General features: G+C 68.5%; 20 protein-coding genes. 13 read left to right on the forward strand and 7 right to left on the reverse strand.

Going from position 1 to position 23,866, the window contains the following annotated elements; genetic code table 11:
- The first annotated feature begins 106 nt into the window (after positions 1 to 106).
- Positions 107 to 2,647: a penicillin-binding protein 1A gene (locus DTPSY_RS08410; RefSeq protein WP_015913221.1), complete on the forward strand. Its 2,541-nt coding sequence runs from the start codon at positions 107 to 109 to the stop codon at positions 2,645 to 2,647.
- A 15-nt stretch (positions 2,648 to 2,662) separates the two neighbouring features.
- The gene (locus DTPSY_RS08415) at positions 2,663 to 3,865 is read left to right on the forward strand and encodes an MFS transporter (protein ID WP_015913222.1); all 1,203 of its coding nucleotides are present in this window, start codon (positions 2,663 to 2,665) and stop codon (positions 3,863 to 3,865) included.
- Here the strand turns inward: DTPSY_RS08415 and DTPSY_RS08420 are convergent.
- Both DTPSY_RS08420 and DTPSY_RS08425 read right to left on the reverse strand, forming a co-directional pair.
- Positions 3,858 to 4,406: an NUDIX hydrolase gene (locus DTPSY_RS08420; RefSeq protein WP_015913223.1), complete on the reverse strand. Its 549-nt coding sequence runs from the start codon at positions 4,404 to 4,406 to the stop codon at positions 3,858 to 3,860. The two genes, DTPSY_RS08415 and DTPSY_RS08420, sit on opposite strands and share 8 nt — an antisense overlap.
- A 70-nt stretch (positions 4,407 to 4,476) precedes the next feature.
- Complete coding sequence (locus DTPSY_RS08425; protein ID WP_015913224.1) at positions 4,477 to 5,172, reverse strand: fumarylacetoacetate hydrolase family protein; 696 nt, start codon at positions 5,170 to 5,172, stop codon at positions 4,477 to 4,479.
- Positions 5,173 to 5,290: 118 nt separating this feature from the next.
- Here DTPSY_RS08425 and maiA point away from each other — a divergent pair, with 118 nt between their 5' ends.
- A complete protein-coding gene (gene maiA / locus DTPSY_RS08430) occupies positions 5,291 to 5,959 on the forward strand; it encodes a maleylacetoacetate isomerase (protein WP_015913225.1) in 669 nt (222 codons plus the stop codon).
- Positions 5,960 to 5,964: 5 nt separating this feature from the next.
- Positions 5,965 to 6,816 carry a peptidoglycan editing factor PgeF gene (gene pgeF, locus DTPSY_RS08435; protein ID WP_015913226.1) on the forward strand — a complete coding sequence of 284 codons (852 nt, stop codon included), beginning with the start codon at positions 5,965 to 5,967 and terminating at the stop codon, positions 6,814 to 6,816.
- Here pgeF and DTPSY_RS08440 read toward each other — a convergent pair.
- Positions 6,733 to 7,023, reverse strand: coding sequence for a hypothetical protein (locus DTPSY_RS08440; protein WP_015913227.1), 291 nt, complete (start codon positions 7,021 to 7,023; stop codon positions 6,733 to 6,735). The genes pgeF and DTPSY_RS08440 overlap by 84 nt on opposite strands.
- A 153-nt stretch (positions 7,024 to 7,176) precedes the next feature.
- Here DTPSY_RS08440 and DTPSY_RS08445 point away from each other — a divergent pair, with 153 nt between their 5' ends.
- The 6 genes from DTPSY_RS08445 to DTPSY_RS08475 all read left to right on the forward strand — a co-directional run bounded on the left by DTPSY_RS08445 (position 7,177) and on the right by DTPSY_RS08475 (position 14,534).
- Entirely contained in the window at positions 7,177 to 8,895 is a 1,719-nt protein-coding gene (locus DTPSY_RS08445) for a PHA/PHB synthase family protein (RefSeq protein WP_015913228.1), read from the forward strand.
- 141 nt (positions 8,896 to 9,036) lie between these two features.
- Positions 9,037 to 10,215 (forward strand): acetyl-CoA C-acetyltransferase, encoded by a 1,179-nt coding sequence (locus DTPSY_RS08450; protein ID WP_015913229.1) that lies wholly within the window; start codon positions 9,037 to 9,039, stop codon positions 10,213 to 10,215.
- 645 nt (positions 10,216 to 10,860) lie between these two features.
- Positions 10,861 to 11,469, forward strand: a complete 609-nt coding sequence (locus DTPSY_RS08460; protein ID WP_015913230.1) for a TetR/AcrR family transcriptional regulator — start codon at positions 10,861 to 10,863, stop codon at positions 11,467 to 11,469.
- The gene (locus DTPSY_RS08465) at positions 11,466 to 12,617 is read left to right on the forward strand and encodes an efflux RND transporter periplasmic adaptor subunit (protein ID WP_015913231.1); all 1,152 of its coding nucleotides are present in this window, start codon (positions 11,466 to 11,468) and stop codon (positions 12,615 to 12,617) included. Before DTPSY_RS08460 ends, DTPSY_RS08465 begins: the two co-directional genes overlap by 4 nt.
- Positions 12,614 to 13,813: an ABC transporter permease gene (locus DTPSY_RS08470; protein WP_015913232.1), complete on the forward strand. Its 1,200-nt coding sequence runs from the start codon at positions 12,614 to 12,616 to the stop codon at positions 13,811 to 13,813. Before DTPSY_RS08465 ends, DTPSY_RS08470 begins: the two co-directional genes overlap by 4 nt.
- Before the next feature lie 10 nt (positions 13,814 to 13,823).
- The gene (locus tag DTPSY_RS08475) at positions 13,824 to 14,534 is read left to right on the forward strand and encodes an ABC transporter ATP-binding protein (RefSeq protein WP_015913233.1); all 711 of its coding nucleotides are present in this window, start codon (positions 13,824 to 13,826) and stop codon (positions 14,532 to 14,534) included.
- A 92-nt stretch (positions 14,535 to 14,626) separates the two neighbouring features.
- On the opposite strand, the gene DTPSY_RS08480 is transcribed toward DTPSY_RS08475, so the two are convergent.
- Complete coding sequence (locus DTPSY_RS08480) at positions 14,627 to 16,027, reverse strand: lytic murein transglycosylase (RefSeq protein WP_015913234.1); 1,401 nt, start codon at positions 16,025 to 16,027, stop codon at positions 14,627 to 14,629.
- A 68-nt stretch (positions 16,028 to 16,095) separates the two neighbouring features.
- Between DTPSY_RS08480 and sbcB the strand changes: the two genes are divergently transcribed.
- From sbcB to DTPSY_RS08495, 3 genes are all read left to right on the forward strand, one after another.
- Positions 16,096 to 17,535 carry an exodeoxyribonuclease I gene (sbcB, locus tag DTPSY_RS08485; RefSeq protein WP_015913235.1) on the forward strand — a complete coding sequence of 480 codons (1,440 nt, stop codon included), beginning with the start codon at positions 16,096 to 16,098 and terminating at the stop codon, positions 17,533 to 17,535.
- Between the two features lie 8 nt (positions 17,536 to 17,543).
- Positions 17,544 to 18,428: an NAD-dependent protein deacetylase gene (locus DTPSY_RS08490; protein WP_015913236.1), complete on the forward strand. Its 885-nt coding sequence runs from the start codon at positions 17,544 to 17,546 to the stop codon at positions 18,426 to 18,428.
- Positions 18,429 to 18,498: 70 nt separating this feature from the next.
- Positions 18,499 to 20,502: a sigma-54-dependent Fis family transcriptional regulator gene (locus DTPSY_RS08495; protein WP_015913237.1), complete on the forward strand. Its 2,004-nt coding sequence runs from the start codon at positions 18,499 to 18,501 to the stop codon at positions 20,500 to 20,502.
- A 111-nt stretch (positions 20,503 to 20,613) separates the two neighbouring features.
- On the opposite strand, the gene DTPSY_RS08500 is transcribed toward DTPSY_RS08495, so the two are convergent.
- The 3 genes from DTPSY_RS08500 to adh all read right to left on the reverse strand — a co-directional run bounded on the left by DTPSY_RS08500 (position 20,614) and on the right by adh (position 23,686).
- Positions 20,614 to 21,015 (reverse strand): DUF779 domain-containing protein, encoded by a 402-nt coding sequence (locus DTPSY_RS08500; RefSeq protein WP_015913238.1) that lies wholly within the window; start codon positions 21,013 to 21,015, stop codon positions 20,614 to 20,616.
- A 21-nt stretch (positions 21,016 to 21,036) separates the two neighbouring features.
- Positions 21,037 to 22,068 carry an alcohol dehydrogenase AdhP gene (adhP, locus tag DTPSY_RS08505; RefSeq protein WP_015913239.1) on the reverse strand — a complete coding sequence of 344 codons (1,032 nt, stop codon included), beginning with the start codon at positions 22,066 to 22,068 and terminating at the stop codon, positions 21,037 to 21,039.
- Positions 22,069 to 22,162: 94 nt separating this feature from the next.
- Positions 22,163 to 23,686 carry an aldehyde dehydrogenase gene (gene adh, locus DTPSY_RS08510; RefSeq protein WP_011805141.1) on the reverse strand — a complete coding sequence of 508 codons (1,524 nt, stop codon included), beginning with the start codon at positions 23,684 to 23,686 and terminating at the stop codon, positions 22,163 to 22,165.
- Positions 23,687 to 23,866 lie beyond the last annotated feature (180 nt).

The following is a 23,866-nucleotide window of genomic DNA, read 5'->3' on the forward strand; positions in this document are numbered from 1 at the left end:
GCCTGCCGCGCATGGCCGGGCACCCCTGTCTACGCATTGCTTCTGAATTCATAGCTGCTAGCGCTTGCTGATCAAGCGCTACAGGCCATTTTTGCCCATAAATTACATGGATCTTTCCACGACCCTGCGAGCCCGCTGGGCCCGCCTGCGGCCCGCGCTGGCGCAACTGTTGCATCGGCCCGAGCGCTGGCTGTCCGCGCATGGCCTGGTGTGGCTGCTGGCGGCGCTGGCGCTGGCCGGCGTGCTGTATGTGCTGGCGCTGACCCCGTTCACGCCGGGGATCAGCGACATCCGCAAGGCCAAGAGCGACCAGCCTGCGCAACTGGTGTCCGCCGACGGGCGGCTGCTCGCCGAGTACCGGTGGGTGAACCGCGAATGGGTGCCGCTGGAGACCATCGCCAAGCCCGTGGTCGATGCGCTCATCGCCACCGAGGACCACCGTTTCTACGACCACTTCGGCCTGGACTGGCGGCGCACGCTGTCGGCCGTCGTGCGCACCGTGGGCGGCGACAAGCAGGGCGGCTCCACCATCACCCAGCAGCTTGCGCGCAATCTCTACCCCGAGGACATCGGCCGCGCGCCCACGCTCACGCGCAAGATCAAGGAGGCGATCACCGCGCTGAAGATCGAGTGGCTGTACTCCAAGGACGAGGTCCTGGAGACCTACCTGAACACGGTGCCCTTCCTCTACAACGCCTACGGCATCGAGATGGCGGCGCGCACGTACTTCGACAAGTCGGCCGACAAGCTCAACGTGCTGGAGAGCGCCACGCTGATCGGCATGCTCAAGGGCACGGCCTACTACAACCCGGTGCTCAACCCCGAGCGCGCGCAGGCCCGGCGCAACACCGTGCTGGCGCAAATGGCCAAGCGGGGCAAGCTCTCGCAGACGGAATACGAGCGGCTGATCAAGCGCCCGCTGCGCATCCGCTTCGAGCGGCAGGCCGAGGTGGCGGGACTTGCACCGCACCTGGCGCAGCAGCTGCGCCGCCAGCTCATCGACTGGGCCGACCGCAACGGCTACAGCCTGTATTCCGATGGGCTGGTGATCCGCACCACCATCGACGGGCGGCTGCAGGAGATGGCCAACCGGGCCGTGCAGCAGCAGGGCCGGGCGCTGCAGGGTGTGGCCGACAGTGCGTGGGCGCCGCGCAGCGCCTGGGGCCCCAAGAGCGCGCTGGTGCAACAGCTGGTGCGCGAGTCGCCCCAGTACGAAAAGGCGGTGGCCGCGGGTGCCGCACCCGAGGAGGCACTGCGCGAACTGCTGGACGACGGCAGCTTCCTGCGCACGCTGCGCCAGTCCAAGACCCGCGTGCAGGCCGGCTTCATGGCCATGGACCCGCGCAGCGGTGCGGTGCTGGCCTGGGTGGGCAGCCGCGACTACGCGACCGATCCGTTCGACCACGTGCAGGCTGCGCGCCGCCAGCCGGGCTCCACCTTCAAGCCCTTCGTGTACGGCGCGGCCTTTGCGATGGGACTGCAGCCGACCGACACGCTGCTGGACACCGCGGTGGAGATCCCCCTGGGTGGAAAGCGGGTCTGGCGCCCCACGGACGGCCGCACGCCGCCCAGCGAGGAGCCCATGACGCTGCGCGACGGGCTGGCGTATTCCAAGAACACCATCACTGCACAGCTCATGCAGAAGGTGGGGCCGGCGCGCGTGGTGCAACTGGCCCGCGCCATGGGCGTGCGCGAGTCCGAACTGGAGGCCGTGCCCGCGCTGGCGTTGGGCACGAGCTCGGTCACGCTCAAGGAGATGGTCGCCGCCTACGGCACCATCGCCAACGGCGGGCGTTACCTGGCGCCCCGGGTCATCACGCGCATCGAGGACAAGGACGGCAAGCTGCTGGAGGAATTCAAGCCTGCATCGCCCGAGCGCGCGCTGGACGTCACCGCCGCGCAGCAGCTGCGCGACGCGCTGCGGGGCGTGGTGGACAAAGGCACGGGCGCGGCCATCCGCAGCCGCTACGGCATCACGGCGGACGTGGCGGGCAAGACCGGCACCACGCAGGACAACACCGACGGCTGGTTCATCCTGATGCATCCGCAGCTCGTCGCGGGGGCCTGGGCGGGCTTCAACGACGGGCGCATCACCCTGCGCAGCGACTACTGGGGGCAGGGCGCGCACAGCGCTCTGCCTATGGTGGGCGACGTGTTCCGCCAGGCCCTGCGCGCCAAAGTCATCGACGCACGCGAGCGCTTCGTGGATGAGGAGGAAAGCTCCTGGATCGGCTCGGCCGCAGGCACGCTGCGCAACTGGGTCTATGACCTGTTTGGTCGTCCCACGGGTGAGCAGGCCGGCCCGGCGGGCGCTCCGGCGCCGCAGCCCGAACTGCCGCAGACGCCGGCGCCGGCCGCCAGCGGCCCGCCGCCGGAAGAGCGCCCCGAGATCACGGATGCGCCCCTTGTGCCGCTGCAGGAGGTCACGCCCCGCCCCGCGCCGGCCGAGCCGCCGGTGTGGGTGACCGAGCCGGATGCACCGTTGCCGGGTCCGCCAGCCGCTGCTCCGGCGGCGCCCCCGGCGCCACCCGGTGCCGGCCCCACCGCGCCGCAGGTCGTTCCCGGCGTGGTGGTCGATCCCGTGCAGCGTGGCGTGGTCGTACCCCGGCCGCAGGACAACGCGCCGTTTTTCGTCGAAACCCGCTGACCACGGCCCCTTGGCATGCAGACGCCGCGCCAATTCTCGCCAGCGCGCATCCCCGCCGCTGTATGGGCGCTGGGCCTGGTGAGCATGCTGATGGACATCTCGTCCGAGATGATCCACAGCCTGTTGCCGATGTTCATGGTGGGCGCGCTGGGCATGTCGGCCTTCGCGGTGGGCCTCATCGAAGGTCTGGCAGAAGCCACGGCGCTGATCGTCAAGGTGTTCTCGGGCACGCTCAGCGACTATCTTGGCAGGCGCAAGGGGCTGGCGTTGCTGGGCTATGGGCTGGGGGCCGTCACCAAGCCGCTCTTCGCGCTGGCTTCGGGCGCCGGCTTGATCGTGACGGCGCGCCTGATCGATCGTGTGGGCAAAGGCATCCGCGGCGCACCGCGCGATGCGCTGGTGGCCGACGTGACCCCGCCGGAGATTCGCGGTGCCGCGTTCGGCCTGCGCCAGTCACTGGACACGGTGGGCGCCTTCGTCGGGCCGCTGCTGGCCGTGGGCCTGATGCTGTTGTGGGCCAACGACTTTCGCGCCGTGTTCTGGGTGGCGGTGGTGCCGGGCGTGCTGTCGGTGGCCGTGCTGGCCTGGGGCGTGCGCGAGCCTGCGTCCCAAGGGGGCGTGCGCCGCACCAACCCCATCCGGCGCGAGAACATCCGCCGCCTGGGGCCCGCCTATTGGTGGGTGGTGGCCGTGGGTGCGGTGTTCACGCTGGCACGTTTCAGCGAAGCCTTCCTGGTGCTGCGCGCCCAGAACATCGGCATACCCATGGCACTCGTGCCCCTGGTGATGGTGGCCATGAACCTGGTGTATGCGGCGGCGGCCTATCCATTTGGCAAGCTGTCGGACCGCGTGAGCCACACGCGGCTGCTGGCCTGGGGCCTGGTGGTGCTGATCCTGTCAGACGTGCTGCTCGCAACGGCCCAGCACTGGACCCTGGTGATTGCCGGCGTGGCCGTATGGGGCATTCACATGGGCATGACGCAGGGCCTGCTGTCGGCCATGGTGGCGGATGCGACTCCGGCCGACCTGCGCGGCACGGCCTATGGCGTGTTCCACCTGGCCAGCGGTTTGGCCATGCTGGTGGCCAGCGCGGTCGCCGGGTTGCTGTGGGATGCCGTGGGGCCGGCGGCCACGTTCTGGGCTGGCGGTGCGTTTGCGGCGCTGTGCCTTGCGGGTCTCGGTTGGCGCAGCGCAGGGGCTGGCCGGTTGCTCAGGTGATGTCGATGCAGTGCATGCCGAAGCGCCCCGCGCGACGGTCGGCAAAGAACTGCTCCAGCGTGTGCTTGACGGTGCGAAACGCGATCTCGTCCCAGGGGATCTCGTCCTCGGTGAACAGGCGTGCCTCGATGGTCTCGTGGCCGGGGTCGAAGCGGTCGCTGAGCAGCGTGGCCAGGTAAAAAAGGTGCACCTGACCCGCCTGCGGCACGTTCAGCAGCGAAAACAGCGGGCCCATCTGGATTTGCGCGCCCGCTTCCTCGTCGGTCTCGCGCGCGGCGCCCTCGACGGTGGTCTCGTCCAGTTCCATGAAGCCGGCCGGCAGGGTCCACTTGCCTCGGCGCGGCTCGATGTTGCGCTTGCACAGCAGCACGTGGTCCCCCAGTACCGGCACCGTTCCCACCACCATCAGCGGGTTTTCGTAGTGGATTACGTTGCAACTGGGGCAGACGGCGCGCTCGCGCGTGTCACCGTCGTCGGGCACGCGGTAGGCCACGGCCGTTCCGCAGGCGCGGCAATGCTTGATGGGGCGGCGGAAATTCATCGTTGTATGAATAAAAAACGGCTGCAGCGCTTATGGAGAAAGCGCTAGCAGCTATTTTTATGATAGTGAATCAGGCCACGGCCACGCGCAGCGTGCCCAGGCCGTCGATGCCGCCTTCCAGCACGTCGCCGCGCACCACCGCGCCCACCCCCTCGGGGGTGCCGGTGAAGATCAGGTCGCCGGGCTGCAGCTCCCACGCGGCGGACAGATGTTCGATGGTCTCCGCGATGTTCCAGATCAGCTGGCCCACGCTGCTGCGCTGGCGGTCCGTGCCGTTGACCTGCAGCCAGATGGCTGCCTGCTGCACGTCGCCCGCCTGCGCCGCGGGCGTGATCGGGCCGATGGGCGCGCTGGCCTCGAAGCCCTTGCCGATGCACCAGGGGCGGCCCTGCTTCTTCATCTCGCCCTGCAGGTCGCGACGCGTCATGTCCAGGCCCACGGCGTAACCCCAGATGTGCGACAGCGCGTCGGCCGCGGCGATGTGCTTGCCGCCCTTGCCGATGGCCACCACCAGCTCGATCTCGTGGTGCAGGTCCTTGGTCAGCGTGGGGTAGGGCATCTGGCCGGTCTCGCCCGGGTTCACGGGCAGCACGGCGTCGGCGGGCTTCATGAAGAAGAACGGCGGCTCGCGGCCGGTGAAGCCCATTTCCTTGGCATGCTCGGCATAGTTGCGGCCCACGCAGTAGATGCGGTGCACGGGAAAGCGCTGGGTTGAGCCCACGACGGGCACGCTGGCCTGCGGTGCGGGAGGGATCACATAGCTCATGGTTCTCTCGGTGGTAGCGGCGGTGTGAAGGGATGAAGCAGTGTGCCACGGCGCGGCGCCGCGCATGGGCGGGGGCCCGCATTACGCCCGGCGCCGGCTTGGCTTATGCTGCGGCCGCATGAAGCTCTACAACTACTTCCGCTCCTCGGCATCGTTTCGCGTGCGCATCGCGCTGGAAGTCAAGGGCCTGCCCTATGACTACCTGCCGGTCCACCTGGTCAAGGCGGAGCATTTGGCGCCCGGCTATGCCGACCGCGTGGGTGACACGCTGGTGCCGGCGTTGCAGACCGATGACGGCCACCTGCTCACGCAGTCGATGGCGATCATCGAATATCTGGACGAGACCCACCGCGAGCCTGCGCTGCTGCCGGGCGACGCGCTGGCGCGCGCGCGCGTGCGGGCGCTGGCGCAGATGGTGGCCTGCGAGATCCACCCCCTGAACAACCTGCGCGTGCTCAAGTACCTCAAGCACCAGCTGCAGGTGGAAGACGCCGCCAAGGACGCCTGGTACCGCCACTGGGTGCGCAAGGGCCTGGAGGCGTTCGAGCGGCAGCTGGGGCTGCTGGACGGCGAACGCCAGGCCGCCGGGCTGGCACCCTCGCGCCTGTGCTGGGGCGATATGCCCACGCTGGCCGACTGCTGCCTGGTGCCGCAGATCTTCAACGGCCGGCGCTTCCATGTTGACATGGACGGTCTGCCGCGCACGATGGCCGCGTTCGACGCATGCATGGCGCTGCCGGCCTTCCAGCGCGCGCAGCCGTCTGCCTGCCCGGACCACGAGGCCTGAAGCCCGTGGCACAGACCGCTCCCTCCGCAGTTCCGCACGACTGGCTGGTTCCGGACTGGCCCGTGCCCGCCCGGGTACGTGCGCTGTGCACCACGCGCAACGGCGGCGTGAGCGCGCCGCCCTGGGACAGCTTCAACCTGGGCCGCTTCGTGGGCGACGACCCCGCCGCCGTGCAGGCCAACTGGGCTGCGCTGCAGGATGCGCTGGGCGCCGGCGGCTCCGTGGTACGAGCGGTGTACCTGCGCCAGGTGCATGGCACGGCAGTGCAGCCGCTGGACGCACACACGCCCGACGGGCTGGACGCCGATGGCTGCACCACGCAGGCCGCAGGCGTGGCCTGCATCGTGATGGCGGCGGATTGCCTGCCGGTACTGTTCACCAACCGCGCGGGTACGCGCGTGGCCGCGGCGCATGCGGGCTGGCGCGGTCTGGCCGCAGGGGTGTTGGAATCGACTTTGGAGTGTTTCAGGCCCGCAGCGCAGGCAGGTCAAGCGCGAGCAGCTATTGAAAACGGAGCGACGGCGGATGCGGATGACGTAATGGCCTGGCTGGGGCCCTGCATCGGCCCCGAGGCCTTCGAGGTGGGCGCGGAGGTGCGCGAGACCTTCTGTGCGCAGGATCCGCGGGCGGCCGCGTACTTCCGCCCGCATGCCAGCGATGGCAAGTGGCTGGCGGACCTGGCCGGGCTGGCACGCCACCGCCTGCGCGCCTGCGGCGTTACGGCGCTGTACGGCAACGACAGCACCATCGCCTGGTGCACCGTGGCCAATCCGTCACGGTTCTTTTCGCACCGGCGGGACACCGCCCGGCTCGGCAGCAGCGGGCGCATGGCCGCCTGCATCTGGCTGGCCGCCTGAGGCGGCTTCCACCTCGGCCTGCTGCCGGGCGCGCAGCGCGCGCTTGCGCCCGGGCGTGCCCAGGATGTAGAGCACGATGGACATGGGCAGCAGCCCGTACAGCACGAAGGTGACGATGGCGCCCAGCACCGTGCCGTTGGCGGACGTGGCCTCGGCCAAGGCCATCAACACGGTGACATACAGCCATGCGATAACCACCAGGTACATGATCGATTCCGAAGGGGCAAAGCGGCGATTGTGGCCGGCTTGCCACGGCTGCGGAAACCCAAAGCCCTGCGAATGCGCTGCAGTTTTCCGAGGCACCGCCTGCTGGGCAACAATGGCATACGGGGCCCGCGCCTGGGCCGCGATGGAGGCTGCATGAGCACGAATTTCGACGCCAGCTGGGCCGACAGCGCCCGGCAGTTTCAGCAGATGGTGGGCGAGGGCTGGAGCCAGATGCTGCAGGTCCTGCAGCCCAAAGAAATGGGCGCCGCGCTGTCCATGCCAGCTGCCGGCCCGGTGGGCTTCGCACCCGACAAGCTGGCTGCGGTGCAGCAGCGGTACCTGCAAGAGGTGCAGGCGCTGTGGAGCCACGCGCTGCATCACGACGATGCACCCCTCAGCAACGACCGCCGGTTCGCGGGCGAGAATTGGGCGCACAACCCGTTGTCGGCGTTCTCGGTCGCGGCCTACCAGTTGCAGGCGCATGCGCTCATGGGCCTGGCCGACGCGGTGCAGGCCGACGACAAGACCCGTGCACGCATCCGCTTCAGCGTGGAGCAATGGCTGGCCGCCATGGCGCCCAGCAACTTCCTGGTATTCAACGCGGACGCGCAGCAAAAAGCCCTGGAAACGCACGGCGAGAGCATCGCCAAGGGCGTCGCCAACCTGCTGCACGACCTGGGCCAGGGGCATATCTCGATGACCGACGAGAGCCGCTTCGAAGTGGGCCGCAACGTGGCCACTACCGAGGGCGCCGTTGTGTTCGAGAACGAGCTGTTTCAGCTGCTGGAATACAAGCCGCTCACCCCCAAGGTGTACGAGCGGCCCTTGCTTATGGTGCCGCCGTGCATCAACAAGTACTACATCCTGGACCTGCAGCCCGACAACTCGCTGATCCGCCATGCCGTGGCCCAGGGCCACCGCACCTTCGTGGTGAGCTGGCGCAACCCCGATGCGTCGCTGGCGCACAAGACCTGGGACGACTACATCGACGAGGCCGTGCTCACGGCCATCGCCACCGTGCAGCAGATCGCTGGCGCCAAGCAGATCAACGCCCTGGGCTTTTGCGTGGGCGGCACCATGCTGGCCACGGCGCTCGCGGTGCTGGCGGCGCGCGGCGAGGAGCCTGTGGCCAGCTGCACTTTCCTGACCACGCTGATCGATTTTGCCGACACCGGGATCCTCGACGTGTTCATCGACGAAGGCTTCGTGCGCATGCGCGAACTGCAGATGGGGCAGGGCGGGCTCATGAAGGGCCAGGACCTGGCATCCACCTTCAGCTTTCTGCGCCCGAACGACCTGGTGTGGAACTACGTGGTGGGCAACTACCTCAAGGGCGAGACGCCGCCGCCCTTCGACCTGCTGTACTGGAACAGTGACAGCACCAACCTGCCTGGGCCGTACTACGCCTGGTACCTGCGCAACTTCTACCTGGAGAACAACCTCATCCGGCCGGGGCGGCTCACCGTGTGCGGCGAGTCACTCGACCTGACCCAGGTCCAACTGCCTGTGTACATCTACGGCTCGCGCGAGGATCACATCGTGCCAATCGGCGCGGCCTACGCCTCCACGCAGGTATTGCCGGGGGACAAGCGTTTCGTGATGGGCGCGTCGGGCCATATCGCGGGGGTCATCAACCCGCCCGCCAAGAAAAAGCGCAGCCACTGGCTGCGCGAGGATGGGCAACTGCCCGCCACGCTGGATGCGTGGCTGGCTGGGGCCACCGAACTGCCCGGCAGTTGGTGGGACGACTGGTGCGCATGGCTGCACGGCCACGCCGGTCGGCAGATCGCCGCACCCAAGGCCTATGGAAAGGCGCCGAAGTTCAAGGCCATCGAACCCGCGCCAGGGCGCTACGTGCAGCAAAAGGCCTGAGGCCGGCGCCGCACGCTCCCGGGGCGGCGTTGCGGCGCGCTGCGGGGTGACTACGCAATAGTCCTGACACCGGGCCGACAGACAATGGCTACTGGCCTGCGGCCGTGCAGCCGGCAGGTGCCACTCCCGAAAGGACACACCATGGAAGACATCGTCATCGTTTCCGCCGTGCGCACGCCCGTGGGCAAGTTTGGCGGCGCACTGGCCAAGACCCCCGCGACCGATCTGGGCGCCATCGTCATCCGTGAGGCGCTGGCACGCGCCCGCGTCGCTCCCGATCAGGTGGGCGAGGTCATCATGGGCCAGGTGCTTGCGGCCGGCTGTGGCCAGAACCCGGCCCGCCAGGCCATGATGAAGGCGGGGCTGGCCCAGGAGACGCCCGCGCTCACCATCAACGCCGTGTGCGGCTCGGGTCTCAAGGCCGTGATGCTGGCCGCCCAGGCCGTGGCGACGGGCGACAGCGAGATCGTCGTGGCCGGCGGCCAGGAGAACATGAGCCTGGCACCGCACGTGCTCAATGGCTCGCGCGAAGGCCAGCGCATGGGCGACTGGAAGCTGGTCGACACCATGATCGTCGACGGCCTGTGGGACGTGTACAACCAGTACCACATGGGCATCACGGCCGAGAACGTGGCCAGGCAGCACGGCATCACGCGCGAGATGCAGGATGCGCTGGCCCTGGCCAGCCAGCAAAAGGCCGCCGCCGCCCAGGACGCAGGGCGCTTCACGGACGAGATCGTGCCGGTGACACTTGCGCAGAAGAAGGGCGACCCCGTCATATTCGCGGCAGACGAATATCTCAACCGCAAAACCAGTGCCGAAGCTCTGGCTGGCCTGCGCCCCGCTTTCGACAAGGCCGGCTCGGTCACGGCGGGCAATGCCTCGGGCATCAATGACGGTGCGGCCGCCGTGGTGGTGATGAGTGCCACCAAGGCTGCGGCCCTGGGCCTGCAACCGCTGGCCCGCATTGCGGCCTACGGCACCAGCGGACTGGACCCCGCCACCATGGGCATGGGCCCGGTGCCGGCATCCCGCAAGGCACTGCAGCGCGCGGGCTGGAGCGTGGGCGATGTGGACCTGTTCGAACTCAACGAGGCCTTCGCTGCCCAGGCGTGCGCGGTGAACAAGGAGCTCGGCATCGATCCCGCCAAGGTCAACGTGAATGGCGGCGCCATCGCCATCGGTCACCCCATCGGCGCCTCGGGCTGCCGCGTGTTGGTGACCCTGCTGCACGAAATGCAGCGCCGCGATGCCAGGAAGGGCCTGGCTGCGCTGTGCATTGGTGGAGGCATGGGCGTGTCCATGGCATTGGCGCGTTAAGCAGAGCACCGGCGTTGTCATGACTCAGAAGGCCGTAGGGGACGCCCATGCGGCCTTTTTTTATGACTATGTCTCCATTGAGTAAAAAGAGCCGATAGCCGCCTGCAACAAGGCCTGCGGGTAGGCGGGCGATGGGTGCCCAGGGTGCGCCGCCAGCCGAGGTAGTGGGGTAAACAGCGTGTGGCCGCCGTGAAACCGTAACAGCCACTGGCGCAGGCGGCTGTGATAGCACTGACGATCTGTACGTGGACGGCCTCGTTAACGTGAGCACCCTGAGAGAGATCATGGCTTCATGCGTAATGCTGGCCTCGGCGGCAAAGTGATAGCACATAGCATTGGCGTCACTGACCAGCAGCGCATCATCGGAGAGTTCCAACTGCAGGCCTTCGCGCAACTGGGCCTTGGTCACCGGGCCGACTCCCGTCATGAAGTCCAGTGCCTGGCCCATACGGTCGCGGGCGATGAGCACGCATACCTACAACCGCACTAAGGACTGGGACTCTATTGCTGCTATTGAAACGAGAGCAACCTGCCAGGGCGCTGGCGTGCGGTTTGAGGTGCTGGCTGCTTCCGGAAGCGTAGGTGCCTTGTGCAGAACGTGTTTATCGATAAGATAGTAATAAATTACTTTCTTTTGGTGATTGCATGAGTGAGCTGCCCAAGTACCTGCCCGCCGACGAACGGCGCACCGCCACAGTGGAGGCCGTGGTCGATCTGGCGGCCCAGCAGAACCCCAGCGACATCACCACCACCGCCATTGCCCAGCATATGGGCGTGACGCAGGGGGCACTGTTTCGGCATTTCGCGTCCAAGGACGCCATCCTGCAGGCCGTGATGTCGTGGGTGGCGCAGCGTCTCATGGCGCGTGTGGACGCGGCGGCGAATGGAGCAGCGTCCCCCCTGGCGGCACTGGAGGCTGTGTTCATGGCGCACATCCATTTCGTGTGCGAGCGCCCTGGTGTGCCACGCCTCATCTTTGGGGAGCTCCAGCGGCCCGGACAAACCCTGCCCAAGCAGATGGTGCAGACCCTGATCGCGGCTTACGGCGAGCGCCTGCGCGGGCTGCTGGAGGCGGGCAAGGCCGCGGACGAGCTGGACCCGCAACTGGACGCGCAAGCCGCCGCCGTGCTGTTCATCGGCACCGTGCAGGGGCTGGTGATGCAGTCGCTGCTCGCCGGTGATGTGCAGCGTATGCGCAAGGATGCCCCGGGGGTCTTTGCCATCTATCGCCGAGGCATAGGGAGGGTGCAATGAAATTTCCACGTTTGCAGCGTCGCACGTTGGCGCTGATAGCCGTCATTGCGCCACTGATGGTGCTGTTCGTCTATGTCGCACTGCGGTCAGGGCCGTTGGCTCCGGTGGCGGTCACGCTGGGCAGCGTGCAATCGCGCGCCATTGCCCCGGCACTCTCGGGCATAGGCACGGTGCAGGCGCGTTATCTGTACAAGATCGGCCCCACCTTCGCCGGGCGCGTGCAGCGCCTGGACGTGCAGGTGGGTGACATGGTTCAGGCCGGGCAGGTGCTGGGCGAGATGGACCCAGTGGACCTGGACGACCGCCTGCGCGCACAGCAGGCGGCCATCAAGAGCGCCGAGGCCGCGCTGCGCCAGGCAGAGGCCAGGCAGAGCTATGCGCAGACCCAGCACCAGCGCTACGGGCAACTGGTGGCGGTGCGCGGCACCAGCGAGGAAAGCTACGCCACCAAGCAGCAGGAACTGGCCGTGGCGGACGCCGCGCTCGCCGCTGCCCGCGAGGATGCGAGCCGTCTGCGCGCTGACTTGCAGGCATTGCGCGCGCAGCGTGGCAACCTGCGGCTGGTGTCGCCCGTGGCCGGCATGGTGGCTGCGCGCGATGCCGACCCTGGCACGACCGTGGTGGCGGGGCAGGCAGTGGTGAAGCTCATCGACCCGGCCAGCCTGTGGATCGACACGCGCTTTGACCAGATCACCGCCCAAGGGTTGGCGGCGCAGCTACCGGCCGAGGTGGTGCTGCGCTCGCGCCGCGGGGACAACCTGGTCGGCAGCGTGCTGCGCGTCGAGCCCCTGGCGGACGCGGTGACAGAGGAGACGCTGGCCAAGATCGTCTTCGATGCACCGGTTACACCGCTGCCCCCCGTCGGTGAACTGGCCGAGGTCACCGTGCGCCTGCCGGCACTGCCCGAAGCGCCCACCATTCCCAATGCGGCCATCCGCTTCGTGGACGGGCAGCGCGGCGTGTGGAAGCTGGTCAGTGGCAAGCCGCAGTTTGCGCAGGTACGCCTGGGCCGTGCGGACCTCGACGGCCATGTGCAGGTGCTGGACGGGCTGGCCGTGGGCGACTCCATCGTGGTGTACAGCGAGAGGGCGCTCACGGCGCGTAGCCGCGTGCACGTGGTTGAGCGCATTGCCGGAGTGGCGCCGTGATCAGCCTGGCAGGGCGCGACATTCTGCATGCCTGGGGGAAGTTCGTCTTCACCGGCATCGGCCTGGGCCTGCTGATCGGCGTGACGCTGACCATGGCGGGCGTCTACCGCGGCATGGTGGACGACGGTAAGGTGCTGCTGGACAACAGCGGCGCCGACCTGTGGGTGGTGCAGAAAGACACGCTGGGCCCCTACGCGGAATCCTCCAGCGTGCCCGACGACCTGTGGCGCGGCATCCGCGCCATGCCGGGCGTGGCGCAGGCCGCCAACATCACCTACCTGACCATGCAGGTGGGCCACGGCGACAAGGATGTGCGCTCCATGGTGGTGGGCATCACCGCGAGCGGCCCAGGCGCGCCCGGCTGGCCACCGCAGTTGGTGGCGGGGCGCCAGATCACGCGCGGCCATTACGAGGCCGTCGCCGACGTGGCGGCCGGCGTGCGTCTGGGCGATGTGCTGAAGATTCGGCGCAACCACTACACGGTGGTGGGCCTCACGCGGCGCATGGTCTCGTCCAGCGGCGACCCGATGGTGTTCATACCGTTGAAAGATGCGCAGGAGGCGCAGTTCCTCAAGGACAACGACGCCATCCTCATGCAGCGCCGGCGCACCGAGGCCAACCCGGCCTTCAACCGCCCCGGCGTTCCCGACCTGTTGGATGCGGTGGTGGCCTCGCAAACCAGCAACAGCTATGTGAATGCCGTGCTGGTGCGCATGCAGCCGGGCTTCACATCTGAGGAGGTGGCCGAGCCCATCCGCCGCTGGAAGCGGCTCACGGTGTACGACCGGGCGCAGATGGAAGGCATCCTCGTGGGCAAGCTCATCGCCACATCGGCCAAGCAGATCGGCATGTTCCTGGTGATCCTGGCGCTGGTCAGTGCGGCCATCGTGGCTTTTCTCATCTACACGCTGACGATGGACAAGATCCGCGAGATTGCCGTGCTCAAGCTCATCGGCACGCGCAACCGCACCATCGCCTGGATGATCCTGCAGCAGGCGCTGGTGCTCGGCGTGATCGGTTTCGTTGTCGGCAAGATCACGGCCACCTTTGCCGCGCCGCTGTTTCCCAAATACGTGCTGCTGGTGCCGTTCGATACGGTGGCGGGGTTCATCGCGGTGCTGGCGATCTGCGTGCTCTCCAGCGTGGTGGCCATCCGCATGGCGCTGCGGGTCGATCCGGCCGAAGCGATAGGGTGAGGACGCAGCAATGAGCAGGAAAGGGATCCACATCGAGCGCCTGACCAAGCGCTACGGCTCCGGCGACACGGCGTTCCTCGCCCTCAAGGACGTGAACATGCACGTGGCACCGGGTGAGGTGGTGGGCCTGATCGGCCCGTCCGGCTCGGGCAAGAGCACGCTGCTCAAGTGCCTGGGCGCGGTGATCGACCCCACGTCGGGCCGCATGACGCTGGGCGATACGGTGATCTATGACGACGGCTGGCAAGTACCCGACCTGCGCGCGCTGCGCCGCGACCAGATCGGCTTCGTGTTCCAGGCGCCGTACCTGATCCAGTTTCTGGATGCCACCGACAACGTGGCGCTGCTGCCCATGCTGGCCGGCGTGCCCAACGACGAGGCGCGCCGCCGCGCACTGGAGTTGCTCACGGCCCTGGACGTGCAGCACCGCGCCACGGCCATGCCATCGCAACTGTCGGGCGGGGAGCAGCAGCGTGTGGCCATCGCCCGCGGCTTGGTCAACCGCCCGCCGGTGATCCTGGCCGACGAGCCCACGGCGCCGCTGGATTCGCAACGTGCCATGGCGGTGATCCGCATCCTGAACGACATGGCGCGGCGCCTGGAAACGGCCATCATCGTCGTCACGCACGACGAGAAGATCATTCCCACCTTCAAGCGCATCTACCACATACGCGACGGCGTGACCCACGAGGAGGCGGGCGAGGGTCGCGGCTTCGAGTGAAGCGGCGATCTTGATGAAATCAGGCTCTAGCGCTCATGCAGCAAGCGCTAGTAGCTATCAAGAAGGAGTAAAAACAACGGGGTGACGCCGGCTCAGGGCGTCAGCAGTCGCTGCAATAGTTCGCGCGTGGCATAGCCATCGGCGGGCAAGCCCACACTTTGCTGGTAGCGGCGCACCCCAGCGCGCGTGGCGGGTCCTGCCACGCCGTCGGGCGTGCCGGTGTCCAGGCCGCGTGCATTCAGCGCCTCCTGCAGCGCGCGTACTTCGCTGCGCGACAGAGGCTGCAGTTCGCGCGGCCAGGCGGATGCCAGGCCCGCGCCGCCGTCGATCTGCCGTGCCAGCAGGCCCACGGCCAGGGCGTAGTTCACCGAGTTGTTGTAGCGCAGCAGCGCGCGGAAGTTGGGCCCGACCAGGATGGCGGGTCCACGCGCGCCTGCCGGGGTAAGGACGGAGGCGTCCTGCAGCGGCGGCAGCTCCGCGTCACCCACGCCGCGCACCCCTTCAGCGGCCCAGTCGCTGCTGGCTTGGCGCACGCTCAGTTCGGCGCGTGCGTAGTCGAAGCCGGGCGGCAGCAGCACTTCGGCGCCCCACGGCTCACCGCTCTTCCAGCCCGAATGGGCCAGGAAGTTGGCCGTGGACGCCACCACGTCGGGCACGCTGCCCCAGATATCGCGCCGCCCGTCCCCGTCGGCATCCACCGCATGGGCAAGGAACACCGAGGGCAGAAACTGCGTGTGCCCCATGGCTCCGGCCCAGGAGCCGATGAGCGCGTCGGCCGCGATGTCGCCCTGGTCCACGATGCGCAACGCGGCCAGCAGCTCCCGCTGGGCCCATGCGCTGCGGCGCCCGTCGTAGGCGAGGGTCGCCAGCGCATCCACGGTGCGGAAGCTGCCGAAGTTGCGGCCATAGTTGCTCTCCATGCCCCAGATGGCCGTGACCACGCTGGCGGGCACGCCGTAGCGCTGCGCTGCCGCGTCCAGCGCGTCGGCGTACTGGTGCCGCTGCTCGCGTCCCTGCGCAATGCGCTGGGATGACACTGCGCTGTCCAGGTAGGCCCAGGGCGGGCGGGTGAATTCGGGCTGGGCGCGGTCCAGTTCCACCACGCGCGGTTGCCACTGCGCCTGGCCCAGGGTGGCGGCCACGGTCTGCGGGCGGATGCCGGCGGCCAGCGCCTCGCGTGCAAAGGCGCTCACCCAGGCGTGGAAGCCGGCCAGCGTGGTTGCGGTGGTGTCGGGCGCCGGCGGCGCGACCGGCGTGCTCGCAGGTTCCACGGTGGATGTTGCCGGGGCAGGCGCCGGGGTGGTGGGCGCTGCGGGCGACGGCAGTTGGGGGATAACCGGCGCGGGCGCAGGGGCGCTGGGTGCAGCGGATGGAGCCGCTACGGCGGGGGTCGCTGGCGGAGCGGAGGCGCACCCCGCCAGTGCTGCCACGCCCAGTGCGGAGGCGGCGGCGCGGCGCCGGGCGAGGGTGTCGGGCATGAAGAGAAAACGCATGCGGCCATTGTGCCGGCCTGCCATGCATACTTCGCCCTGGCACTGTTTCCGGCTGCAACTTCTTCCTCATGCACACTTTTCTCTGGCACGACTACGAAACCTTTGGCGCCAACACGCGCCGCGACCGCCCCGCACAGTTTGCCGCCGTCCGCACCGATGCCGAGCTCAACGAGATCGGCGAGCCGCTGATGATCTACTGCCGCCCGGCCAACGACTATCTGCCGGATCCGCAGTCGTGCCTGATCACCGGCATCACGCCCCAGCTGTGCCTGGAAAAGGGCCTGCCCGAGCGCGAGTTCGCCGCCCGCATCGAGGCCGAGCTGGCGCTGCCCGGCACCATTGGCGTGGGCTACAACACCATCCGTTTCGACGACGAGATCACGCGCTTCATGTTCTGGCGCAATCTCATGGACCCGTATGCGCGCGAGTGGCAGAACCAGTGCGGCCGCTGGGACCTGCTGGATGTGGTGCGCCTGACCTACGCGCTGCGCCCCGAGGGCATCGAGTGGCCCGAGGTGGACGGCAAGCCCAGCTTCCGCCTGGAGCATCTGTCCCAGGCCAACGGCCTGGCGCACGACGCCGCGCACGACGCGCTGTCGGACGTGCGCGCGACCATCGCACTGGCGCGGCTCATCCGTTCACGCAACCCGCGGCTGTTCGACTTCGCGCTGTCCCTGCACAAGAAGGACCGCGTGGCGGCCGAGTTGCGCCTGCCCACCACGGCGCAGGAGGCACGGCCGTTCCTGCACGTTTCGGGCATGTTCCCTACCGAACGCGGCTGCCTGGCCGTGATGTGGCCGCTGGCCAGCCACCCGACCAACAAGAATGAGCTGCTGGCCTGGGATCTGGCGCAAGACCCTTCCGAGCTGGCCCGGCTGTCCGCTGACGAGATCCGCACGCGCCTGTTCACGCGCGCGGCCGACCTGCCCGAAGGCGTGACGCGCCTGCCGCTCAAGAGCGTGCATCTGAACAAGTCGCCGATGGTGGTGGGTAACCTCAATACGCTCACGCCGGCCATGGCGCAGCGCTGGGGCATCGACCTGCCACAGGCCGCGCTGCATGCCGCCGCGGCGCGCGCGTTGCCCGACCTGACAGCCGTGTGGGCCCAGGTGTTCCAGCGCCCTGCGGAGGGGCCGCTGGATGTGGACCAGGACCTGTACGGCGGCTTCGTGGGCAATGAGGATCGCCGCCGCTTGAACCGTCTGCGCGCATTGCCCGGCGAAGAGCTGGCGCACGAGCGCCTGGGTTTTGACGACGCGCGCCTGGCCGAGCTGGTCTGGCGCTACCGTGCGCGCAACTTCCCGCACACGCTCTCGCCCGAGGAGCAGGAGCGCTGGGAGGCGCACCGCATGGCCGTGCTGGTGGAGGGCGAGGGCGGCGGGCTGACGTTCGACGCGCTGTTCGAGCGCCTGGACACGCTGGGTGCCGAGGCCGATGACGAACGCACCGAGGCCATCCTCGGTGCGGTGTACGACTACGCCGAGAGCATCGCGCCCGGCATGGACTGAGGGCTGTGATGCAAGCTGCCGCCAACGTTGATGCGCTGCTTGACTTCGTGCGCCGCCATCCGCGCCTGTTCGTCATCACGGGCGCGGGCTGCAGTACGGAGGTGGGCATTCCCGACTACCGCGACCACAACGGTGAATGGAAGCGCCCCCAGCCCGTCACCTTCCAGGCCTTCATGGGCGATGAAGCCACGCGCCGGCGCTACTGGGCGCGCAGCCTGCTGGGCTGGCGGGTGATGGGCCGCGCCCAGCCCGGTTCGGCGCACCGTGCGCTGGCTGCGCTGGAAGCGGCGGGCCGTATCGAACTGCTGTTGACCCAGAACGTGGACGGCCTGCACAGCGCAGCGGGCAGCCAGCGCACGCTGGACCTGCACGGGCGCATCGACACCGTGCTGTGCATGGACTGCGGCATGCGTGCGCCGCGTACCGCGTTGCAACACGAACTGGAGCGGCGCAACCCCGGATGGGTGGCGCTGCAGGCCAGCGCTGCGCCCGATGGGGACGCCGATCTGGAGGGGCTGGATTTCGGCGGCTTCGATGTGCCTTCCTGCGCACATTGCGGCAACGGCCTGCTCAAGCCCGACGTGGTGTTCTTTGGCGAGAGCGTGCCGCGCGAGCGTGTGGAGGCCGCGCGCGCGGCGCTGGCACGCTCGCAAGCGGTGCTCGTCGTGGGCTCGTCGCTCATGGTGTATTCGGGCTTTCGGTTCGTGCAGGCGGCGGCCGATGCGGGCCTGCCGGTGGCAGCGGTCAACCAGGGGCGTACACGGGCCGACGGGCTGCTGGCGCTCAAGCTCGAGCAGGACGCAGGCACTGCCCTGCAGGCGTTGGCCCACGCGTGGGCGCAGCCCCATGCCAGCGTGCCCGCCGCGGTTGCTGGGCTCGTCAGCGGCCGTTGATGCTATCGTCCGGTCCCAAAGCGCCGCCTGGCCGCGTGCCGTGCAGCGCATAGCTTGCATAGGAGACACCATGCACCGCACCGCAACGCCCGGCGCGCATCCTTCCGCGGGTGCCGCGCTGGCGCTGACCACGGCAGGCGTCGTCGCCCAGGCCCACGCCCGCTCGCAGTCGTTCGGGCTGCAGCCCCATGAGCAGGCCGACCTGCACCTGCTGGACCGCCAGACCCTGGCCTGGACCGTGGCACGCAACGAGGCCCTGTGCGCCCATGCGCGGCCCGTCATGGAAACCCTGGCGCAGCAGCTGCGCGGCACGCAGAGCATGGTGATGCTGACCGACGCGCAGGGGGTGATCCTGCATGCCGAGGGCGATGATGCCTTCCTGGACCGCGCCGGCCGCGTGGCCCTGCAGCCCGGTGCGGGCTGGTCGGAGCGCAGCAAGGGCACCAACGCCATTGGTACGGCGTTGGCCCTGGGCGATGCGGTGCAGATCAACGGGCGCCAGCATTACCTGGAAGCCAACCAGTTCCTCACCTGTTCATGCGCTCCCATCCTGGATCCGCAGGGGCAGATCCTCGGCGCGCTGGACGTGAGCGGCGACCGCCGCGGCCACAGCGCCCACACGCTGGCGCTGGTGCGCATGTCCGCCGCGATGGTGGAGAACCACCTCTTCGGCAAGGTGTACGAGGATGCCGTGCGCCTGCGCTTTCATGCGCGCGCGGAGTTCCTGTGCACGCTCATGGAAGGGCTGGCGGCGTTCACCCCGCAGGGGCGCTTTCTGGCGGCCAACCGCAGCGCGCAGTTCCAGCTGGGGTTGTCGGGACCGGCGCTGGCGGCACACACCTTCACCTCGCTGTTCGGCCTGTCGATGGGCGCGCTGCTGGAGCATGCGCGCCGCTCGGTGCCCACGCTGCTTGCGCTGCAACTGCCGGCAGGCGTGTCGGTGCACGCACAGGTGGAGTTTGCGCCACGCGGCGGCGTCACGCTGCCGGTGTGCCCGGACGGCCCGGCCGCGGCCCCGCCGCCGCGCGCGCGACCCGCCGCGGCGCCGGGCCTGTCCAGCCTGCGCTACCTGGACACGGGCGATGCCCAGCTGGCGCAGGTGATCGAGCGCGTCACGCGGCTGCTGGGGCGTGGCGTGCCCACGATGATCCTGGGTGAGACGGGCACCGGCAAGGAGCTGCTGGCACGTGCCATCCATAACGACGGCCCGCGCGCGCGGGGGCCCTTCGTGGCGGTGAACTGCGCGTCCATTCCCGAGTCGCTGATCGAGGCCGAGTTGTTCGGCTACGAAGAGGGCGCCTTCACCGGCGCGCGGCGCAAGGGCAGCGTGGGCAAGATCGTGCAGGCGCACGGCGGCACGCTGTTCCTGGACGAGATTGGCGACATGCCGCTGGCCATGCAGGCGCGGCTGCTGCGCGTGCTGCAGGAGCGCAGCGTGGCGCCTCTGGGCAGCACGCGACAGATCGAGGTGGACGTGAACGTGGTCTGCGCCACGCACCGCAACCTGCGCGCCATGATGGCCGACGGCCAGTTCCGTGACGACCTGTACTACCGGCTGAACGGCCTGGTGGTGCGACTGCCTGCGCTGCGCGAGCGCACGGACCTGGCGGTGATCGTGCAGCGGTTGCTGCGCGCCCAGCACGACTCTCCCGGCGCGGACAGCCCCATGCCGGTGGCGCCCGAGGTGATGGCGTTGTTCGCCGCCCACCCCTGGCCGGGCAACCTGCGCCAGCTGTCCAACGTGCTGCGCACGTCGACGCTGTTGGCCGAGGGCGCGGACGCGATCACGTGCGCGCACCTGCCGGAGGACTTCCTGGAGGAATGCGAGGCGCTGGCGCAGCAGGGCCGCGTGGTGGCGCAGGCGTTCTCTCAGCCGGCGGTGCCGCCAGCGGACGGCGCGCGCGCCGCGGCCCCAGCCCCGGCCAGCGTGCGGCCGCTGGGCGACGTGGCGGCCCATGCGCTGCAGCAGGCACTGGATGCGCACGCGGGCAATGTCTCCGCCGCCGCGCGCGCGTTGGGCGTGTCGCGCAACACGGTGTACCGCTACCTGCGCGCGCAGTCGTGTCGCTCCTGAAAAAGGAGCGCTTTGCGCTGGTTGGGCGGGTGATTCAGTCGAAATTGACCTGAAAAACGCCACCGATACAGCGCGAGCAGCTATTAAATAAAGAGCAACTCTAGAACAGCGTCACTGGCCGCCCGATGGCGGCGGCCCCAGCGCTTCGATGGCGGCCCATTCCTCGTCGGTGTACAGCCGTGAGCGCGTGAGAAAGCGCATGCCCGTGGGCCCTTCGAGCGAGAACATACCCCCGCCGCCCGGCACCGCATCGATGAGGAGGTGCGTGTGCTCCCAGTACGCGAACTGCGAGCGGCTCATGTAGAACGGCTGCCCGGCGATCTCGCCCAGCAGCACGTCGGCATCGCCCAGCAGGAATTCCCCGCGGGCAAAGCACATGGGCGCGCTGCCGTCGCAGCAGCCGCCCGACTGGTGGAACATCAGCGGCCCGTGCTGGGCCACCAGGCGCTTGATGAGCGCCGTGGCCTCGGGTGTGGCCGACACGCGGGTGGCGGGCGGCGCTGGCGTGGTCATGGCGTTGCCTGTGCTGCGGCGTCAGGCCGCCATGTCCAGCACCACGCGGCCCTGGATCTGGCCCTTGTGCATGCGCGCGAACACGTCGTTGATGTTCTCCAGCTTCTCGGTGCGCACCGTGGCCTTCACCTGGCCGCGCGCGGCGAAGTCCAGCGACTCCTGCAGGTCCAGCCGCGTGCCGACGATGGAGCCGCGCACGGTCACGCCGCGCAGCACCATGTCGAAGATGGGCAGCGGAAAGTTGCCCGGCGGCAACCCGTTGAGCGACACCGTGCCGCCGCGCCGCACCATGCCCAGCGCCTGCTCGAAGGCCTTGGGCGACACGGCCGTGACCAGCGCACCGTGCGCACCGCCGATCTCCTTTTGCAGGAAGGCGGCCGGGTCGGTGTCGCGCGCGTTCACCGTCACGCTGGCGCCCAGCTGGCGGGCCAGCGCGAGCTTGTTGTCGTCCACGTCCACCGCAGCCACGTTCAGCCCCATGGCGCGGGCGTACTGCACGGCCATGTGGCCCAGGCCGCCAATGCCGGAAATCGCCACCCAGTCGCCGGGCTTGGTGTCGGTCACCTTCAGGCCTTTGTACACGGTCACGCCGGCGCACAGCACGGGGGCGATGTCCACGAAGCCCACGTCTTTCGGCAGGTGGCCCACGTAGTTGGGGTCGGCCAGCGCGTAGTCGGCAAAACCGCCGTTGACCGAATACCCCGTGTTGCTCTGCGACTCGCACAGCGTCTCCCAACCACCCAGGCAGTGCGTGCAACAGCCGCAGGCCGAGTGCAGCCAGGGCACGCCTACGCGGTCGCCTTCCTTCACATGCTTGACGTTGGCCCCCACGGCAGCGACGAAGCCCACGCCCTCATGCCCCGGGATGAAGGGCGGATTGGGCTTGACGGGCCAGTCGCCCTCGGCGGCGTGCAGGTCGGTGTGGCACACGCCCGAGGCCTCGATCTTCACCAGGATCTGGTCGGCGGTGGGGGCGGGCACGGGCACCTCTTCGATCGTCAGCGGCTTGCCGAACTCACGGACCACGGCGGCTTTCATTGTCTTGGCTGGCATGGGATAAACCTCCTTCTCTGTGCAAATGAACGCAAGGGGAGCCCCCGTGCACAGCCGCCCCCGCTGGGACGGCCAGTGGGGGCGCTGTATGGGCTTAGAAGAAGCCCAGCGGCTGCTGGGTGTAGCTCACCAGCAGGTTCTTGGTCTGCTGGTAGTGGTCCAGCATCATCTTGTGGTTCTCACGGCCGATGCCCGACTGCTTGTAGCCGCCAAACGCGGCGTGCGCGGGGTAGTGGTGGTAGCAGTTGGTCCACACGCGCCCGGCCTGGATGCCCTTGCCCATGCGGAAGGCGCGCGCGCCATCACGGCTCCACACGCCCGCGCCCAGGCCGTAGAGCGTGTCGTTGGCGATCTCCAGCGCCTCTTCTTCGGTCTTGAAGGTGGTCACCGAGACCACGGGGCCGAAGATTTCCTCCTGGAAGATGCGCATCTTGTTGTGGCCCTTGAACACCGTGGGCTGCACGTAGTAGCCGCCGGCCAGGTCGCCGCCCAGGGCGGTGTTGCGCGCGCCGCCGATGAGGCACTGGGCGCCTTCCTGCTTGCCCAGGTCCAGGTAAGAAAGGATCTTTTCCAGTTGCTCCTGCGAGGCCTGGGCGCCGATCATGGTGTTCTTGTCCAGCGGGTGGCCTTGCTGGATGGCGGCCACGCGCTTGAGCGCGCGCTCCATGAAGCGCTCGTAGATCGATTCCTGGATCAACGCGCGGCTGGGGCAGGTGCAGACCTCGCCCTGGTTCAGCGCGAACATCGCAAAGCCTTCCAGCGCCTTGTCGAAGAAGCCGTCGTCGGCGGACATCACGTCCTCAAAGAAGATGTTGGGGCTCTTGCCGCCCAGCTCCAGCGTCACGGGAATGATGTTCTGGCTGGCGTACTGCATGATGAGCCGGCCGGTGGTGGTCTCGCCGGTGAAGGCTATTTTTGCGATGCGGTTGCTGGAGGCCAGCGGCTTGCCGGCCTCCAGGCCAAAGCCGTTGACCACGTTGACCACGCCCGGCGGCAGCAGGTCGCCAATGATCTCCATCAGCACCAAGATGGAGGCGGGCGTCTGCTCCGCGGGTTTCAGCACCACGCAGTTGCCCGCAGCCAGCGCGGGGGCGAGCTTCCACACCGCCATCAGGATGGGGAAGTTCCACGGAATGATCTGCCCGACCACGCCCAGCGGTTCATGGAAGTGGTAGGCGATGGTGTCGGCGTCGATCTCGCTGATGCCGCCCTCCTGCGCGCGCACGGCGCCGGCGAAGTAGCGGAAGTGGTCGATGGCCAGCGGAATGTCGGCTGCCATGGTCTCGCGCAGCGGCTTGCCGTTGTCGATGGTCTCGGCCACGGCGATCTGCAGCAGGTTGGCCTCCATGCGGTCGGCGATCCGGTTCAGGATGTTGGCACGCTCGGTGGTCGAGGTGCGGCCCCACGCGGCCTTGGCTTTGTGCGCGGCGTCCAGTGCGGCGTCGATGTCCTTGCTGTTGGAGCGCGGCACGGCCGTGAACTTCTGGCCGTTGATGGGCGAGATGTTCTCGAAGTACTGCCCGTCCACGGGCGCCACCCACTGCCCGCCGATGTAGTTGCCGTACTGCTGCTTGTAGGGATTGGCGATGCCAAGGCTGGCGATTTCGGCCATGTTCATGTGGTGTCTCCTGAGTGCTTGTGAAGGAATGCCACCGATGCGGCGGCGGCAGTGCCTCAGTGCAAGCGCCGTGCCAGCACGGCTGCAGAGGGAAGGGGGCGGTGGGGCGTGCCGCGGCTGTGCCGCAGCGGCGCAGCCGTGTGCCATAACGCAACAGTGCGCCGACCCATGACGGAACAC

This window comes from [Acidovorax] ebreus TPSY (genome assembly GCF_000022305.1).
Lineage (GTDB): Bacteria > Pseudomonadota > Gammaproteobacteria > Burkholderiales > Burkholderiaceae_C > Diaphorobacter > Diaphorobacter nitroreducens.

Excerpts from the sequence above, each read along its gene's own strand:
- DTPSY_RS08410 (WP_015913221.1), top strand. The coding sequence starts at position 107 with ATGGATCTTTCCACGACCCTGCGAGCCCGCTGGGCCCGCCTGCGGCCC.
- DTPSY_RS08415 (WP_015913222.1), top strand. The coding sequence starts at position 2,663 with ATGCAGACGCCGCGCCAATTCTCGCCAGCGCGCATCCCCGCCGCTGTA.
- DTPSY_RS08420 (WP_015913223.1), bottom strand. The coding sequence starts at position 4,406 with ATGAATTTCCGCCGCCCCATCAAGCATTGCCGCGCCTGCGGAACGGCC.
- DTPSY_RS08425 (WP_015913224.1), bottom strand. The coding sequence starts at position 5,172 with ATGAGCTATGTGATCCCTCCCGCACCGCAGGCCAGCGTGCCCGTCGTG.
- maiA (WP_015913225.1), top strand. The coding sequence starts at position 5,291 with ATGAAGCTCTACAACTACTTCCGCTCCTCGGCATCGTTTCGCGTGCGC.
- DTPSY_RS08440 (WP_015913227.1), bottom strand. The coding sequence starts at position 7,023 with ATGTACCTGGTGGTTATCGCATGGCTGTATGTCACCGTGTTGATGGCC.
- DTPSY_RS08445 (WP_015913228.1), top strand. The coding sequence starts at position 7,177 with ATGAGCACGAATTTCGACGCCAGCTGGGCCGACAGCGCCCGGCAGTTT.
- DTPSY_RS08450 (WP_015913229.1), top strand. The coding sequence starts at position 9,037 with ATGGAAGACATCGTCATCGTTTCCGCCGTGCGCACGCCCGTGGGCAAG.
- DTPSY_RS08460 (WP_015913230.1), top strand. The coding sequence starts at position 10,861 with ATGAGTGAGCTGCCCAAGTACCTGCCCGCCGACGAACGGCGCACCGCC.
- DTPSY_RS08465 (WP_015913231.1), top strand. The coding sequence starts at position 11,466 with ATGAAATTTCCACGTTTGCAGCGTCGCACGTTGGCGCTGATAGCCGTC.
- DTPSY_RS08475 (WP_015913233.1), top strand. The coding sequence starts at position 13,824 with ATGAGCAGGAAAGGGATCCACATCGAGCGCCTGACCAAGCGCTACGGC.
- DTPSY_RS08480 (WP_015913234.1), bottom strand. The coding sequence starts at position 16,027 with ATGCGTTTTCTCTTCATGCCCGACACCCTCGCCCGGCGCCGCGCCGCC.
- sbcB (WP_015913235.1), top strand. The coding sequence starts at position 16,096 with ATGCACACTTTTCTCTGGCACGACTACGAAACCTTTGGCGCCAACACG.
- DTPSY_RS08490 (WP_015913236.1), top strand. The coding sequence starts at position 17,544 with ATGCAAGCTGCCGCCAACGTTGATGCGCTGCTTGACTTCGTGCGCCGC.
- DTPSY_RS08495 (WP_015913237.1), top strand. The coding sequence starts at position 18,499 with ATGCACCGCACCGCAACGCCCGGCGCGCATCCTTCCGCGGGTGCCGCG.
- DTPSY_RS08500 (WP_015913238.1), bottom strand. The coding sequence starts at position 21,015 with ATGACCACGCCAGCGCCGCCCGCCACCCGCGTGTCGGCCACACCCGAG.
- adhP (WP_015913239.1), bottom strand. The coding sequence starts at position 22,068 with ATGCCAGCCAAGACAATGAAAGCCGCCGTGGTCCGTGAGTTCGGCAAG.
- adh (WP_011805141.1), bottom strand. The coding sequence starts at position 23,686 with ATGAACATGGCCGAAATCGCCAGCCTTGGCATCGCCAATCCCTACAAG.